Source organism: Sinorhizobium garamanticum (assembly GCF_029892065.1).
Taxonomy (GTDB): Bacteria; Pseudomonadota; Alphaproteobacteria; order Rhizobiales; family Rhizobiaceae; genus Sinorhizobium; species Sinorhizobium garamanticum.
In genome coordinates this window covers 1625989-1640929 of sequence record NZ_CP120374.1, presented here as the reverse complement: position 1 = coordinate 1640929, position 14941 = coordinate 1625989, and the positions used below count along the sequence as shown (strand labels likewise).

At 60.7% G+C, this 14941-nt stretch carries 15 protein-coding genes and 1 pseudogene; 13 read left to right on the top strand and 3 right to left on the bottom strand.

Annotation, left to right across the window (positions count from 1 at the left end):
* Positions 1–155 precede the first annotated feature (155 nt).
* From PZN02_RS27500 to PZN02_RS27470, 7 genes are all read left to right on the top strand, one after another.
* On the top strand, positions 156–1085 hold the full coding sequence (locus tag PZN02_RS27500) for an AraC family transcriptional regulator (protein ID WP_280662106.1): 930 nt from the start codon (positions 156–158) through the stop codon (positions 1083–1085).
* Positions 1086–1162: 77 nt separating this feature from the next.
* Complete coding sequence (locus tag PZN02_RS27495; RefSeq protein WP_280662105.1) at positions 1163–2197, top strand: LacI family DNA-binding transcriptional regulator; 1035 nt, start codon at positions 1163–1165, stop codon at positions 2195–2197.
* 113 nt (positions 2198–2310) lie between these two features.
* Positions 2311–3585 carry an ABC transporter substrate-binding protein gene (locus PZN02_RS27490; protein WP_280662104.1) on the top strand — a complete coding sequence of 425 codons (1275 nt, stop codon included), beginning with the start codon at positions 2311–2313 and terminating at the stop codon, positions 3583–3585.
* Between the two features lie 83 nt (positions 3586–3668).
* Positions 3669–4568, top strand: coding sequence for a carbohydrate ABC transporter permease (locus tag PZN02_RS27485; RefSeq protein WP_280662103.1), 900 nt, complete (start codon positions 3669–3671; stop codon positions 4566–4568).
* Positions 4565–5386, top strand: coding sequence for a carbohydrate ABC transporter permease (locus PZN02_RS27480; RefSeq protein WP_280662102.1), 822 nt, complete (start codon positions 4565–4567; stop codon positions 5384–5386). Before PZN02_RS27485 ends, PZN02_RS27480 begins: the two co-directional genes overlap by 4 nt.
* Before the next feature lie 8 nt (positions 5387–5394).
* Positions 5395–7647 carry a glycoside hydrolase family 2 protein gene (locus PZN02_RS27475; RefSeq protein ID WP_280663299.1) on the top strand — a complete coding sequence of 751 codons (2253 nt, stop codon included), beginning with the start codon at positions 5395–5397 and terminating at the stop codon, positions 7645–7647.
* On the top strand, positions 7644–8720 hold the full coding sequence (locus PZN02_RS27470; RefSeq protein ID WP_280662101.1) for an ABC transporter ATP-binding protein: 1077 nt from the start codon (positions 7644–7646) through the stop codon (positions 8718–8720). The genes PZN02_RS27475 and PZN02_RS27470 overlap by 4 nt, the downstream gene beginning before the upstream one ends.
* A 216-nt stretch (positions 8721–8936) precedes the next feature.
* Here PZN02_RS27470 and PZN02_RS27465 read toward each other — a convergent pair whose 3' ends face one another.
* Entirely contained in the window at positions 8937–9269 is a 333-nt protein-coding gene (locus PZN02_RS27465) for a hypothetical protein (protein ID WP_280662100.1), read from the bottom strand.
* Positions 9270–9463: 194 nt separating this feature from the next.
* Between PZN02_RS27465 and PZN02_RS27460 the strand changes: the two genes are divergently transcribed.
* The 4 genes and pseudogenes from PZN02_RS27460 to PZN02_RS27445 all read left to right on the top strand — a co-directional run.
* Complete coding sequence (locus PZN02_RS27460; protein WP_280662099.1) at positions 9464–10609, top strand: CBS domain-containing protein; 1146 nt, start codon at positions 9464–9466, stop codon at positions 10607–10609.
* 310 nt (positions 10610–10919) lie between these two features.
* Positions 10920–11174 (top strand): type II toxin-antitoxin system VapB family antitoxin, encoded by a 255-nt coding sequence (locus PZN02_RS27455; RefSeq protein WP_280662098.1) that lies wholly within the window; start codon positions 10920–10922, stop codon positions 11172–11174.
* Positions 11174–11560 carry a type II toxin-antitoxin system VapC family toxin gene (locus PZN02_RS27450; RefSeq protein WP_280662097.1) on the top strand — a complete coding sequence of 129 codons (387 nt, stop codon included), beginning with the start codon at positions 11174–11176 and terminating at the stop codon, positions 11558–11560. The genes PZN02_RS27455 and PZN02_RS27450 overlap by 1 nt, the downstream gene beginning before the upstream one ends.
* Before the next feature lie 43 nt (positions 11561–11603).
* A pseudogene (locus PZN02_RS27445) lies at positions 11604–11815 on the top strand (site-specific integrase); the annotation flags it as partial.
* A 127-nt stretch (positions 11816–11942) separates the two neighbouring features.
* Here PZN02_RS27445 and PZN02_RS27440 read toward each other — a convergent pair.
* Positions 11943–12236 (bottom strand): DUF2934 domain-containing protein, encoded by a 294-nt coding sequence (locus PZN02_RS27440; protein WP_280662096.1) that lies wholly within the window; start codon positions 12234–12236, stop codon positions 11943–11945.
* A 242-nt stretch (positions 12237–12478) separates the two neighbouring features.
* On the opposite strand from PZN02_RS27440, the gene PZN02_RS27435 reads away from it, so the two are divergent.
* On the top strand, positions 12479–12871 hold the full coding sequence (locus tag PZN02_RS27435) for a GFA family protein (RefSeq protein ID WP_280662095.1): 393 nt from the start codon (positions 12479–12481) through the stop codon (positions 12869–12871).
* Positions 12872–13011: 140 nt separating this feature from the next.
* Here the strand turns inward: PZN02_RS27435 and PZN02_RS27430 are convergent, their stop codons facing one another.
* Entirely contained in the window at positions 13012–14520 is a 1509-nt protein-coding gene (locus PZN02_RS27430; protein WP_280662094.1) for a winged helix-turn-helix domain-containing tetratricopeptide repeat protein, read from the bottom strand.
* A gap of 111 nt (positions 14521–14631) precedes the next feature.
* Here PZN02_RS27430 and PZN02_RS27425 point away from each other — a divergent pair, with 111 nt between their 5' ends.
* Positions 14632–14889, top strand: coding sequence for a DUF1127 domain-containing protein (locus PZN02_RS27425; RefSeq protein ID WP_280662093.1), 258 nt, complete (start codon positions 14632–14634; stop codon positions 14887–14889).
* Positions 14890–14941: the final 52 nt, after the last annotated feature.

The following is a 14941-nucleotide window of genomic DNA, read 5'->3' as shown; positions in this document are numbered from 1 at the left end:
TAAGGGTAAAATCAATTCATCGAATTGACGCTGATCGCAAAGCGCGACCCCTCCTCTCGCAGGCCCTTTCCCGCTACAGAAAAGTGGCCGTCTTGCGCGGTCTGCGGTCATTATGTGTATAATCGACCGCGCGACTAGAGAGGTATTGTGCTTTCATGGGTAATTCTGTGCTGCAAGATTTGATCGACCGCGGCCCGGTGATGCGGACCGTTTCGCTGCCGCGGGGAAGACAGAGCCTGCACACCATGCCGACCAGCACCGGCTATGAGATCCGGACCGACGCGACCTACAATTGGGACGGACGCAAGCGCGGCCAGACGCCGTTCACCGTGCTGCAGCACACGATCGGCGGCGCCGGCAACCTGCGCTACGAAAACCGCACCTATCGTTTGCGCGAAGGCGAGACGCTGCTCCTGCTCGTGCCGCACAATCACCGCTACTGGCTGGAGGACGGCGGCCGCTGGGAGTTCTTCTGGATATCGATGAACGGCGAGGAGGCGCTGCGCATCCATCGCGCCATCCTGGCGGTGACGGGCCCGGTGTTGAAGCTGCAGCCCAAAACGATCGAGCATCTCGCCGATTGCAGCCTGCGGCTCATTAGCGGCGGCGAGACGCCGGGCCGCGCCTCGGCGATCGCCTACGAGGCGGCGATGGCGCTCTATGACGACGTTTTCGGGTCGCACCCGGTCTTCAGTCAGGAATACCGGACGATGCATCATGTCATCGATCACATCATGGCGAACCTCGAAAAGCCGCTGCCGGTCGAGGAACTGGCAAGAGTCTCGGGCCTCAGCCGGGCGCATTTCTCGCGCGTCTTCGCGGCGAGCGAGGGCATGCCACCGGCCGAATTCGTACTGCAGAAGCGGCTGCAGCGGGCGGTGAAGCTGCTCACCAAGACCGCGGACCTGCCGGTCAAGGAGGTCGCGATCCTGTCGGGCTTCGAGGACCCCAATTATTTCGCCAAGGTGTTCCGCCGCGTCTTCGGCGCAAGTCCGACTGAGTTCCGCACCACCGGCATGTATGCGAGCGTGCCCGCAAGGAAGGTAAGTGAGTCTGTGACCACGCTCGCTGCTGCTTGCGATTGAAAAAGCAGCGATAAAAATTTACTAAACGGATGAGCAAAGCAAAAGCAGCGCGCGGCTGACAGGCGGGACGTAAGAGAATGGTGACAATCAAGGAAATCGCATCGGCCGTCGGCGTCTCGTCGGCGACCGTCTCGCGCGTCTTGAACTACGATCCGACGCTATCGATCTCCACGAAGAAGCGCCAGGCAATCATCGAGACGGCCGAGGCCCTCAACTATGCTACACCGCGCAACCGCATCCGCGCTGCGGCTCAAGCCGTCGGCGCCGGGCTGAAGATCGCGCTCGTGCATTTCCTCGACCCTGCCCAGGAACTCGCCGATCCCTATTATGTCGGCGTCAGGCTCGGCATCGAAAGCCGCTGTCAGGCGCTGAAAAGCGAGGTCGTCAAGGTCTTCCTGACCGGGAGCGCGCCCGAAGCGGCAATGCTGGAGGGAGCCTCGGGCGTGGTGGCAGTTGGCCACTACTATGGCGACGAGCTCGAATGGCTGCGCCGCCATAGCCGGCACCTGGTGTTCGCCGATTATGCGCCTGCCGGAGACGTGGACGACGCCGTGCTGAGCGACGTTTCCCTCGCCATGAGCCGGCTGCTGGCAGCCATCCACGGCATGGGCTATCGCCGCATCGGCTTTATCGGCTGGATCGACGCCTTCTACGGCCCCGACAACATCCATGCGGAACGTCGCTGCCGCACCTACATCGATTGGATGACCAAGGCCGGGCTCTATGATCCGGAATTGTGCATGGTCGAGCGAATGACACCGGACAGCGGCTATACGCTCGCCAAGGCGATGCTGACGAAGCCCAATCCGCCGACAATCCTGATCACATGCAACGACAACATGGCCCTTGGCGCCTACAGGGCGATCCACGAGATGGGCCTCAGGATCCCGCAGGACATAGCCGTAGCGAGTTTCAACGACATTCCCGTCGCCCAGTTCCTGGGTCCTCCGCTGTCCACCGTGAAGATCCCGGCGGAATTGATCGGCGAGACGGCGGTCGACCTGCTTCTTGAGCGCCTTTCGGGGCGCGAGATCGCCAAAAAGGTGGTTCTCGGAACCGAGATCATCTGGCGCGGCAGCACGCCGGCACCAGCCGCCGCGGCGGCGGAGTGAAAAACCGAAGTAAAAATTTACTGAAAATATTGCGTCGTTCCCGATTTTGAGAAATACTCCGCGCCGAGACAGGGAGGACTGTCTCGGGGAACACAAGATTCCGGGAGGAAACAATGGACAATCTGGCGCGTGCCTATCTGCCACGCATTGCCGGCCTTGCACTGGCGAGCGTGAGCTTCCTGGCGGTGACTGCCGCGGAGGCAAAGGAAATCACCATCTGGTGCTGGGATCCGAACTTCAACGTCGCGATCATGAAGGAGGCCGGCGCCCGCTACACGAAGACTCATCCGGACGTCACTTTCAACGTCGTCGATTTCGCCAAGGCCGACGTCGAGCAGAAGCTTCAGACGGGCCTTGCCTCCGGCACTGCGGACGCCCTGCCCGACATCGTTCTGATCGAGGACTACGGAGCGCAGAAATATCTCCAATCCTTCCCCGGCGCCTTCGCGCCCCTTTCCGGCACCGTCGATTATTCCGGCTTCGCCCCCTACAAGGTCGAAGTGATGACCCTCGACGGCCAGGTCTACGGCATGCCCTTCGATTCCGGCGTCGCCGGGCTCTACTACCGCAAGGATTACCTTGAGCAGTCCGGCTTCAAGCCGGAAGACATGCAGAACCTCACCTGGGACCGCTTCATCGAGATCGGCCAGCAGGTCGAGGCGAAGACCGGCAAGAAGATGATTGGCCTCGACCCGAACGATGGCGGCCTTGTCCGCGTCATCATGCAGTCGGCCGGGCAATGGTATTTCGACAAGGAAGGCAAGCCGAACATCACCGGCAATGCGGCGCTGAAGGCGACGCTCGAGACCGTCGGTAAGATCATGTCCGCCAACATCTACAAGCCGGCCAACGGTTGGTCCGACTGGGTAGGAACCTTCACTTCCGGCGACGTCGCCACCGTCGTCGCCGGCGTCTGGATCACCGGCACCGTCAAGGCCCAACCGGACCAGGCCGGCAAATGGGGCGTCGTCCCGATTCCGGCGCTTTCGATCGAGGGCGCGACTCATGCCTCGAACCTCGGCGGATCGAGCTGGTACGTACTCGAAAGTTCCGCAGAGAAGGCCGAAGCGATCGACTTCCTGAACGAGATCTACGGCAAGGACATCGATTTCTACCAGAAGATCCTGCAGGACCGCGGCGCGGTTGGCTCGCTGCTCGCCGCCCGCCGCGGCGCAGCCTACGAAGCAGCCGACTCGTTCTTCGGCGGCGAGAAGGTCTGGCAGAACTTCTCCGACTGGCTCGCCAAGGTGCCGTCAGTGAACTACGGCGTCTTCACCAACGAGGCGGATCTCGCGGTCACCGCACAATTGCCGGCGCTGACGCAGGGCACGCCGACCGATGAGATCCTGAAAGCGATCGACGCCGAGATCAGCGGACAGATCCAATAAGACGAGGCGGTCAATCCTTCACCGCTCCTGGCCGTGGCGGCTTGAGCCACGGCCAACGCGCCTTCCTGTCCATGAGGTAGACGATGATTCTCGCACGCCGCGGCGGCATCGGCCGATATTATGACATCAATGGCTGGCTCTTCGTCGCGCCGGCGCTCGGGCTGATCGCCCTTTTCATGGTCTATCCGATCCTCTGGTCGCTCTGGATGTCCTTCCAGTCCGGCCGCGGCATGATGATGAAGTTCGCCGGCTTCGCAAATATCGTCCGTCTCTGGAACGATCCGGTCTTCCTCAAGGCGCTCACCAACACGATGACCTATTTCGTCGTGCAGGTGCCAATCATGATCCTGCTGGCGTTGATCCTCGCGTCGCTCCTCAACAATCCGCGGCTCGTCGGCCGGGGCTTCTTCCGCACCGCGATCTTCCTGCCGTGCGTGACTTCGCTTGTCGCCTATTCGGTGCTCTTCAAGGGCATGTTCGCGCCCGACGGCATCGTCAACTCGACGCTCCAGGCGATCGGCATCGTCTCCTCGCCGATTCCGTGGCTGACGCATCCCTTCTGGGCGAAGACGCTCGTCATCATTGCGATCACCTGGCGCTGGACCGGCTACAACATGATCTTCTATCTCGCGGCGCTGCAGAACATCGACAAATCGATCTACGAGGTGGCGCGCATCGACGGCGTTCCGGCCTGGGCGCGCTTCACCCACATCACCATTCCGCTCCTGAAACCGGTCATCCTCTTTACGACTGTGATTTCGACAATCGGCACGCTGCAGCTCTTCGACGAGGTCTACAACTTGACCGAAGGCAAGGGCGGCCCCTCCAACGCAACGCTGACGCTGTCGCTCTACATCTACAACCTCACCTTCCGCTTCATGCCGAATTTCGGCTATGCGGCGACGGTCTCCTACGTCATCGTCGTGCTCGTCGCATTGCTCGCCGTCCTCCAGTTCTACCTGGCAAGGGAGCGCGACCGATGAGAAGGAAACCCACGAACATTCTCCCCGCAGTGCTCACCTATGGTTTCGTCGGGCTGATGGCCTTCCTCTCCGTCTTCCCCTTCGTCTGGATGGTGCTCGGCGCCACCAATTCGTCGATCGACATCATCAAAGGCAAGATGCTGCCGGGTGAAGCGTTGGCGACGAATGTGGCCAACTTCTTCACCCAGGTGAATGCGCCGCTCGTCTTCTGGAATTCAGCCAAGGTCACGATTCTTGCGACGGTGCTGACGCTCGCCGTCTCGTCGCTTGCCGGTTACGGCTTCGAGATATTCCGCTCGCGCCGGCGCGAGGGCCTCTACCGCGCCATGCTGCTGACGCTGATGATCCCCTTTGCGGCGCTGATGATCCCGCTCTTCATCATGATGGGCAAGGCGGGCCTCATCAACACGCATATCGCCGTCGTGCTGCCGACGATCGGCTCGGCCTTCATTGTCTTCTATTTCCGCCAGAGCACCAAGGCGTTCCCGTCCGAATTGCGCGATGCGGCGAAGGTCGACGGCCTCAAGGAATGGCAGATCTTTCTCTACATCTATGTACCGGTGATGCGCTCGACCTATGCGGCGGCCTTCATCATCGTCTTTATGACGGCGTGGAACAATTACCTCTGGCCGCTGATCGTCTTACAATCCAACGAAACCAAGACGATCACGCTGGTCATCTCCTCGCTCGCCTCCGCCTACTACCCCGACTACGGCGTGGTGATGGTCGGCACGATCCTCGCGACACTCCCCACCCTCGCCGTTTTCTTCTTCATGCAACGCCAGTTCGTCCAGGGCATGCTGGGCTCAGTCAAATAGGAACGATGATGCGCTCTGTTACTTCCTTCAACGATTCATGGGTCTTCTCCGAGGGCTTCGCCGATGCCGGCACACTTAGGAACGGCCAGGCCGTCAGCTTGCCGCACAACGCCGTCGAGCTGCCCTTCAATTATTTCGACGAGACGTGCTACCAGCGCGCCTTCACCTACCAAAAGGTTCTTGCCTGGCGTCCGGACTTCGAACGCCGCGAAGTTTCGCTCGTCTTCGATGCGGCGATGGCGGATGCCGTCGTCTACCTGAACGGCGAGGAGATCATCGCCCACAAGGACGGCTACACGCCGTTCGAGGCGCGGCTGACCGGCAAGCTCGGGCAGGGCGACAACCTGATCACGGTCAAGATCGACGGCAGCGAGAACCCGGAGATCCCGCCCTTCGGCGGCCGGATCGATTACCTGACCTATGCCGGCATCTATCGCGATGTCTGGCTGAAGATCACCGACGCGGTCTCGATCGCCAATATCAAGATCGAGACCCAAGACGCACTTGCCGAGACGAAGTCGGTCACCGTCCGCTGCGATCTTTCTAATCCGCAAGGTCTCAGCTTCTCCGGAACGGTGACGGCGCTCTTGAGAGACGCGGAAGGCGAACTCCTGGCTGAGGCGGTCGGCGAGACCCGCGGGGAAAGCATCACGCTCGAGATGAGCGGCCACACAGGCCTTTCGCTCTGGGATATCGACAATCCGGTGCTTTACCAGATCGACGTGCAGCTCAGGACCGATCACGGCCGCGACCTGCTTTCCTCGCATTTCGGCTTCCGCACGGCGGAGTTCACGACGGAAGGCTTCCGGCTGAACGGCCGGCCGCTCAAGATCCGCGGCCTTAACCGCCATCAGTCCTTCCCTTATGTCGGCTATGCCATGGGCCGCAGCGCACAGGAGCGCGACGCGGAAATCCTGAAGCACACGCTTCACTGCAACCTCGCGCGCACCTCGCATTATCCGCAGTCGAAATGGTTCCTCGACCATTGCGACCGGATCGGCCTGCTCGTCTTCGAGGAGATCCCGGGCTGGCAGCACATCGGCGGCGAGGCGTGGAAAGACGAGGCGATCCTGAACGTCCGCCGCATGATCGAGCGCGATTGGAACCACCCGTCAATCATCATGTGGGGCGTACGCATCAACGAGTCGCAGGATTCGCACGACTTCTACGTCGAGACGAACCGGCTGGCACACGCGCTCGACCCGACGCGACAGACCGGCGGCGTGCGCTACATCACCGACAGCGAATTTTTGGAAGACGTCTACACGATGAACGACTTCATCCTCGGCAACGAGGAGCTGCCGGGCGCGAACCGGCCGCGCACGGCGCTCCGCCCGCAGCAGGAATGCACAGGGCTTTCCCGCCAGGTGCCCTATCTCATCACCGAGTTCGGCGGCCACATGTATCCGACGAAGATCTACGATCAGGAACAACGACAGGCGGAGCATGTCCGCCGGCATCTCGAAGTGCTGAACGCCGCCCATGGCGACCCGAGCATCTCCGGCGCGATCGGCTGGTGCATGTTCGATTACAACACCCACAAGGATTTCGGTTCCGGCGACCGCATCTGCTATCACGGCGTCATGGACATGTTCCGCGAGCCGAAGTTCGCGGCTTACGTCTATGCAAGCCAATGCGATCCTTCGGAAGAAGTCGTGATGAAGCCCGTCACTTTCTGGGCGCGCGGCGAGCGCAACATTGGCGGTGTGCTGCCGCTGATCGTGCTGACGAACTGCGACGAGATCGAGCTGAAATACGGCTCGCTCACAAAACGCGTCGGACCCGATCGCCAGAACTTCCCCCATCTGCCGCACCCTCCGGTTGTCATCGACCACCGCCACTTTACCAAGGACGAGCTCGGCGTCTGGGGCATGAAATGGGATGGCGCGGAATTCACCGGCTTCATCGCCGGCAAGCCCGTAGCTAGTCTGCACATGGTCGCCGATCCTGTTCCGACGACCTTGCAGGTCGAGGCCGATAGCAGCACGCTCCATGCCGAAGGCCGCGACAGCGTGCGGGTGATCGTCCGCGCGCTGGACCAGGTCGGCAACGTCCTCCCCTTCCTGAACGACGCCGTCGACATCGCAGTTCAAGGTCCGGTACGGCTCATCGGACCGAGCCGGATTGTCTTCCAGGGAGGTTCGACCGGCTTCTGGCTGGAATCGACTGGGAAGGCGGGCGACGTTGTCGCCACCGTCACTTCGTCGCGGCTCGGCTCGGCAACGCTTGAGCTCTCCGTCGAAGGAGCAGCGAGCGCATGAGCGACCTGCAACTGAGCGACATCTGCAAATCCTATGGCAGCATGGAAGTCATCAAGGGCGTCGATCTCGACATAAAATCCGGCGAGTTCGTCGTCTTTGTCGGACCGTCCGGCTGCGGCAAGTCGACCCTTCTGCGCATGATCGCCGGTCTCGAGGAGATCACCGCCGGCGATCTCCTGATCGACGGCGAGCGAATGAACGATGTCGATCCGTCGAAGCGCGGCATCGCCATGGTGTTCCAGTCCTATGCGCTCTATCCGCATATGACCGTGCGCGAGAACATGGGCTTTGCGCTGCGCTTTGCCGGCGTCGCCAAGGCTGAGATCGAACGCCGCGTCGGCGAGGCGGCGAAGATCCTCGAACTCGATCCATTGCTCGACCGGAAGCCGAAGCAGCTTTCCGGCGGGCAGCGCCAGCGCGTGGCGATCGGGCGTGCCATCGTCAGGCATCCGAAGATCTTCCTTTTCGACGAACCGCTTTCCAATCTCGATGCCGAGCTGCGCGTGCACATGCGCATCGAGATCGCGCGGCTCCACAAGACGCTCGCCGCCACCATCGTCTACGTCACCCACGATCAGGTCGAGGCGATGACGCTTGCCGACAAGATCGTCGTCATGCGCGGCGGCGTTGTCGAGCAGGTCGGCACGCCGCTCGTTCTCTACGACGATCCCGCCAATCTGTTCGTCGCCGGCTTCATCGGTTCGCCGAAGATGAATTTCCTGAAGGGTGCAATCGAGCCCGGCGACGGCGGGCAGCTCTGTGTGCGCCTGCCGGACTACGCAGACACGAAAATCCCGATCACGGTGAAGGAGGCGGCACCGGGAATCCCGGTAACCGTCGGCATCCGCCCGGAGCACTTCAACGAGACCGGGCCGGCGGCGCTCGATCTCAAGATTGACATGCTGGAGCATCTCGGCGGCGAGACCTTTGCCTATGCCCGCCACGGCAATGGCGATCTCGTCGTCATCGAAACGAAAAACGGCCGCGGGCTGAAGTCCGGCGACTGCATCGCCGCCCGCTTCGATCCCGCCTGCGCGCTCCTCTTCGACGTCAATGGCAGGCGGCTGAGGTAGCGCGATTTTCAGGGAGCGAGCGCGATCGACACCCCTTGATTGTCTGCATCGATCCCGCGGCCTTCGGCAGCGGCACCCTCGAACGCTTCGCGGCCATGGCCGACATGGTCTCGGATGCACCAGGCGCACGGCTTCCCGGCCGCTGTCGCCAAGCCCTGAGGCAGACCCTCCTCAGGCAAAGAATTCCCGTCGACGAGCCTGATAGCGGAAATTGAATCAATTGGCCGCTAACTGTGCCACCACATAAGAGGAAGAACCCACATAGAAACCCAGGCAGAGAATCGAGACGGCCAACATAGGCAACCGCTGGCTCTTCCCGCGAAACGTAGCCGCGGCCGCGAGTGCGGCAAGACAAGCAATCGCGGCGGCAAGAATGGCTCCGGCAGAGAGATATAGGCCCAACGCTCCGACAAAAACCGTGGTTCCGACCGTCGTTTCGACGGCGGATTTCCAGTTATAAGGCCTATCGCCAAAAGCCGTCAGAAACGCGGGGCCGCTCAATCCCAGAGCAAGCCAAATCAGCGCGGAGGAGAAGTCGAAGAAGTCCAAGCTGCACCCATACCGACTGTTGTCGTGTAAGGAGGAGCAATTTGCGTGCCAATTTCTAAGCCCGGCGGAATGTATTGCGACAGCGAACGATAATGACGCGGTGCCTACATAGAATTCCGTCCGCGCTATTGCCTCGCCCTTTTTATAGGCACATAAGCCTCGAAAAATAAGCAAACGCAATTTGACGCCCCGAAATGACTATCCAGCCTCCGCCTCACCAAAAATCAGGCTATTCGCCCAAATTTAAGCTGTTCTCGCCGATCCTGGCGGGCGCAACGCTAAAAGAGCGCCTGATCGGCTGCCTCGGGGCGTTGATCGGGATCTGTTTGACCGGCCTGGTCTGCGGGTTTGTATTCGGCGACGATCCCCAGCTGCCGTTGATCGTTGCACCGATCGGCGCCTCGGCTGTCCTGCTCTTTGCCGTTCCGGCCAGTCCGCTTGCGCAGCCCTGGTCAATCGTTGGCGGAAACACGATTTCCGCCCTGATCGGCGTCACTGTGAGCTATTTTGTGAAGGACCAGATGCTCGCCATCGGCCTCGCAGTCGCTCTGGCGATCCTTGCAATGTCGCTCACGCGCTCACTTCATCCGCCAGGCGGCGCCTCGGCCCTAACGGCCGTAATCGGTGGAGCCGCGGTCGCACGCGCAGGCTTTTGGTTCCCATTCATACCGGTCGCTATCAACTCTTTGATCCTCGTCGGATTGGGCATGCTGTTTCATCGGTTGGCTCGCCGCCAATACCCTCATCGACCGGCAGCCGCGCCGGTAAATACGCATAAGACCGCCGATCCTCCTCCTGCGCTTCGCGTCGGCTTCAACTCCGAGGATATAGATGAAGCAATCGCACGCTTGAATGAAACACTTGATATCAGCCGGGAGGACATCGACGCCCTGCTGAGGGAAGTCGAACTGCAGGCGCTTGTCAGGCAGAGGGGAGAGTTGACTTGTGCTGACATCATGTCGCGCGACGTGGTTACAGTCCCAAGCGACACGACGCCGGAGCACGCACGATACCTGTTGTTGCAGCACGACATTCGTACACTTCCGGTGCTTGACGAGAATGAGAAGCTGCAGGGTACAGTGGGGCTGCGAGAGCTCGCCGGCAAAGAAGTCGACAGCAAACTTCCGATAGCGTTGGCAGCTACCGCCAAACCGTGCGAGCCGGCGATTGGCCTGCTTCCCCGCCTGACGGATGGCAAAACACATGCCGTTGTCATAGTTGATGGCGACGGCAAGGTCGTGGGCATCATATCCCAAACCGACCTGCTCGCGACTTTGGCCAAAAGTCTCTCGCAAAATGGTCCGTCCGAAATCATGCACGGCAACGGGCAAGGCATCTGACCCAGGCTAGGGACACCGTCTGCACTGTCGCCACGCCCAGGAAGCGTCGACGGAACCGCCAGCCCGTCAGGGACAACCCGGGCATGCAGGTTCTTGCACCAAATCCAGGAAGAGTGTGCAACGGTTTTCCGTTCAGAATTGCGTAGTTTCAAAGGGTTAGATCATTTGGTGTGTCAACGAAACAGTAAAATGAACTAGTCGTTGAAGAGTCGGCCCTCAAGCGTCACCGAAAACCTCATCCTGTCGTTACCCTTGCGCCTGGTCGCCAAGAAGGTAGAATATAGATAGTTAGGAACCTAGGAACCAGAAAATGGCGCTCAGCATCAAAGATCTAGAGACGGAACGCCTTGCAAAGGCACTGGCCGAGAAAACCGGTGAAACCATTACCATGGCGACGCGGCGCGCACTGGAAGAGCGGCTGCGGCGTCTCGCAAACGCGGGAAATCGCGATGTTCTCCTCGAGGAGCTTGCCGCCAGTCGTGGACGCTGGGGCAAGCTGCCGGTACTGGACAACCGCTCTGCTGACGAGATTTTGGAGTATGACGAAAACGGGGCTCCCAACTGATGGTCATCGATACGTCGGCCATCGTCGCGCTCGCATTCAATGAGCCGGAAGCGGAAACCTACGAACGGAAAGTCGTCGATGCTCCACGGCGCTTCATCTCCGCAGCGACAGTCCTTGAACTCGCAATCGTTATCGAAGCCCGCCTCGGCGAGGCAGGTGCCGCAGAGCTCGACCTATGGCTCTACAAGGCGGGTGTCGAAATCGTCGCCGTCGACGCAGAACAGATCGCCGTAGCAAGGCGGGCCTGGCGCAGCTACGGCAAAGGCCGACATCCGGCAGGTCTGAACTATGGGGACTGTTTCTCCTATGCGCTGGCCAAAACGCGCAACGAACCGCTGCTTTTCAAAGGCGATGATTTTTCGCGCACCGACATAGAGGCTGCATGACAATGCAGCCGGCAGCCGTCGCGCAACATCGACCGACGAGCACCAGTCGGTCAACTTGATCGTGAAACGCCGCTGCCAGCACGGTGGTCTCGATCCCCGGCACTGCGTTCCACACACGGACTCCGCCGCGGCCATCTCACCGAGACCGCAAACCGTGGCATTCCGCTGCCCGAAGCGATGCAGCAGCTTAAGGCGGCGAGCTACTACCCCAACGCCGAGCGCAAGCAGGGACGAGCAGCAAGGCTGCTCATCTGACTGTTCTACAGCGTCGCGCGTCGTTTGAGACGCGCAAAAGGTCGCTGCAGCACTTTGAATCACCGCATGATTTTATCCTCAAATCGATTCCGATTTGAGGAATCATGCAGTGGCGGCTCTCAATCCATTAGCCCTTCTTGGTGCGAGCTTTGGAAGCAGGGCTCCTCTTCGGCTTCGCATCGTCTTGCTTCTTCGTCGTTGCGGATTTCCTCGGTTTGTTCCCTTCGGACGGATCTGCAGATGCAATGGCGTCGCCGGAAAGCGCGGCATTCTCCGGCTCGCCGCCCGGATTGCTCCTCGCGGATTGAATCTCTTCCGCCGCCTCGAGCCAGTGCTTCAGACCGTCGCCCTCCGGCCGTCCTGCTTTCTCCCACAGTTCGTAGGCCCGCTTCCTGACCAGTTCTTCGCCGTCCGTCTTCATGGCAAACGCTCCTTATAAGCTGAGGTGGAAAATGGCCGGTGGGTGGCCGTGAAGCCTGATGATCGAAGGAGAGTTTAGGCAGAATGCTGCATGCTCGCAATCGCAACACGTTTGCACTTGGTCACTTGTTGCAACTCATGAGACGGGACCAGGTGGAAGCTCGCCGGCTGCAGTGCGCAATTTGCGATGATCTTGCTGTTCGTTGTAAACATTCCGCCGCTTGATTTTAAAGGAGACGCAGCATGGACCGATTCACCGGCGGTTGCCTGTGCGGCAACGTCCGAATTGTGGCGTCGGGACGACCATACCGGGTCGGCCTTTGTCACTGTCTCGACTGCCGCAAGCATCATGGGGCCCTTTTTCATGCTTCCGCGATATTCCCTCAGGATGCGGTGACGATCGATGGCGAAACACGCGACTATGCCGGGCGGTTTTTCTGTCCTCGCTGCGGCTCGCCCGTTTTCGCGCGCACCGCAGACGAAATCGAAGTGAACCTGGGATCCCTGGATGCGCCCGACCAACTGACGCCCACCTACGAACTGTGGACCGTCCGTCGCGAGTCCTGGTTGCCGCCATTTCCGCTCACGAGACGATACGAGCGCGATCGTGACCCCACGAGTCGCATTGAGGAGTAGGTCGCACGGTGCGAAAGCGCCGTTACTACAGCGCCGCGCGTCTTATCAGACGCGCAAAAGGACGCTTGTAGCACTTTGAATTGCTGCATGTTTTTATCCTTATATCGGCTACGATTTAAGGAAACATGCAGTAGGTCGCGTCACTCCGGAAGACCGGCCTTGCGAAAGCCTTCAAGGAAATGCTCAAGCGTCGCAGCGTCACGGAATGGCTCCGTCGCGGCCCAGTGGCGGGTTGTGAAATTCGGGTTGCCGACGAGGAACAGTTCGGCCTCTGCGCGCGCCTCGTCGAGCCGGTCCAGTTGGGCAAGGCTTGCCGCTAGGAAACGGCGTGAGCTTGTACGATAAGTCTCGTCCCTGCGCAGTGTCTCGACAGCGGCTTCGTATTCGCCGGCCGCATATTGCGCCTGGCCCAGCGCCAGATAGTACCAACTTGCCGGAAACGGGTTCAGCCGAAACGCCTTGCGAATGTGCTCAAGGCCCTCCTCGACCCGGCCGGCCAGGACCGCGATGTCAGATAACGCCGCCCAAGCGTCGGCCTCGTTCGGGTCGAGCTCGATCGCCTTGGCGAATTCCGCATCCGCCTCGGCGAAACTGCGCTCATAGGCAAGCAGGTATGCCAGCACCCAGTGGCAGCCAGCATCATTGGGATCGAGCGCGACAGCTTTGCGCGCCAGTTCCAAAGCAATGCTCCGGTCAGCTTCGGTTGGTCCGCCCGAATGCACCCATCCCATCCAGTGGTTCATGGCAAGCCAGCGATAGGGCTCGGCATATCCCGGATCGAGCGAAACCGCGCGCGTGAGCATCAGATGCGCTTCCTGCGCCGACTGCGGCGAATCATCCATCAGCTTACGCGCCCGCACGCAGAGATCGTAAGCGTCGAGATTTTTAGGCCGATTGCGCGGCGGCGCTGCGCGCAGCCGGCCGAGTAACGCCTCCACGATCTTGCCGGTGACCTCGTCCTGAACGGCAAAGATGTCTTCCAGGCTGCGATCGAAGCGTTCCGCCCAAAGATGATCGCCACTCACCGCGTCGACCAGCTGAGCGTTGATGCGCACGCGCCCCGCGGCGCGTCTTGCTCCGCCCTCCAGCAGGTAGCGCACGCCAAGGTCCTCAGCGATCGTGCGCACGTCCATCGCCTTTCCCTTGTAGGCAAAGGCCGAGTTGCGTGCAATGACGAACAGGTCGGAGATCCTGGACAGGTCGGTGATCAGGTCTTCGGTCAACCCATCCACGAAGGATTCCTGCTCGGGGTCGTTGCTGACATTCACGAAGGGCAGCACGGCTATCGATGGTTTGCTGGGCAGCGGCAAAGGTTTTCGCTTGGCGCTACCGAGCTGTTCGACGGCCCCGGTGAAGCGATAGCCGACGCGCGGAACCGTCGAGATCCATTCACCGCCGTCGGCGGCCGGACCAAGCAGCTTCCGCAGCTGCGCGATCTGGACGGTGAGGTTGCCTTCCTCGACTGCGGTGCCCGGCCAGGCCGCATCCATCAACTCGGCCTTGCTCAGGATTTCGCCCGGCCGTCCGACGAGCGCCGCAAGCAGCTTTAGCCCGCGGTAGCCAACGGCAACGGGATCGCCGTTCCGAAGGAGCGTTCCCGCACCCGGATCAAGCACGAACGGACCAAAGGCAACGCGCGATCCCTGCATGAGACGCTTCTATAGTCGGTTTGGAAGTTTTTGCGAACTATTTGGGAGGCCTTAATTACGAGGCTGTTCGTATCCTGCAGAGTTCAACCTCCAAACCAGATGGAGGTTGCCATGAACCATACTTCCACCCTTGCGCCGGCCCCGCATCAGACAGCGCGGCCGGGAACGCCCATCGAGCTGGCCCACGTGTCGCGCCGGCACTACAGCCTGGCGACGCTGCGAAGCCTTATCGCGACCTGGAACCAGCGGATACGCTTCCGCTGGGATCTTGAGCAAAAGTCGAAGGACAATCCCCATTTGATCGACGATATCGGCCTGACGAGGCAGCAGGTCGAGGCAGAGATCGCCAAGCCCTTCTGGCAGCAATGAGGCGAATTGCTGCAATGACACCGGATCGCCAGTTTCCGCGTGCCGCAGTGGA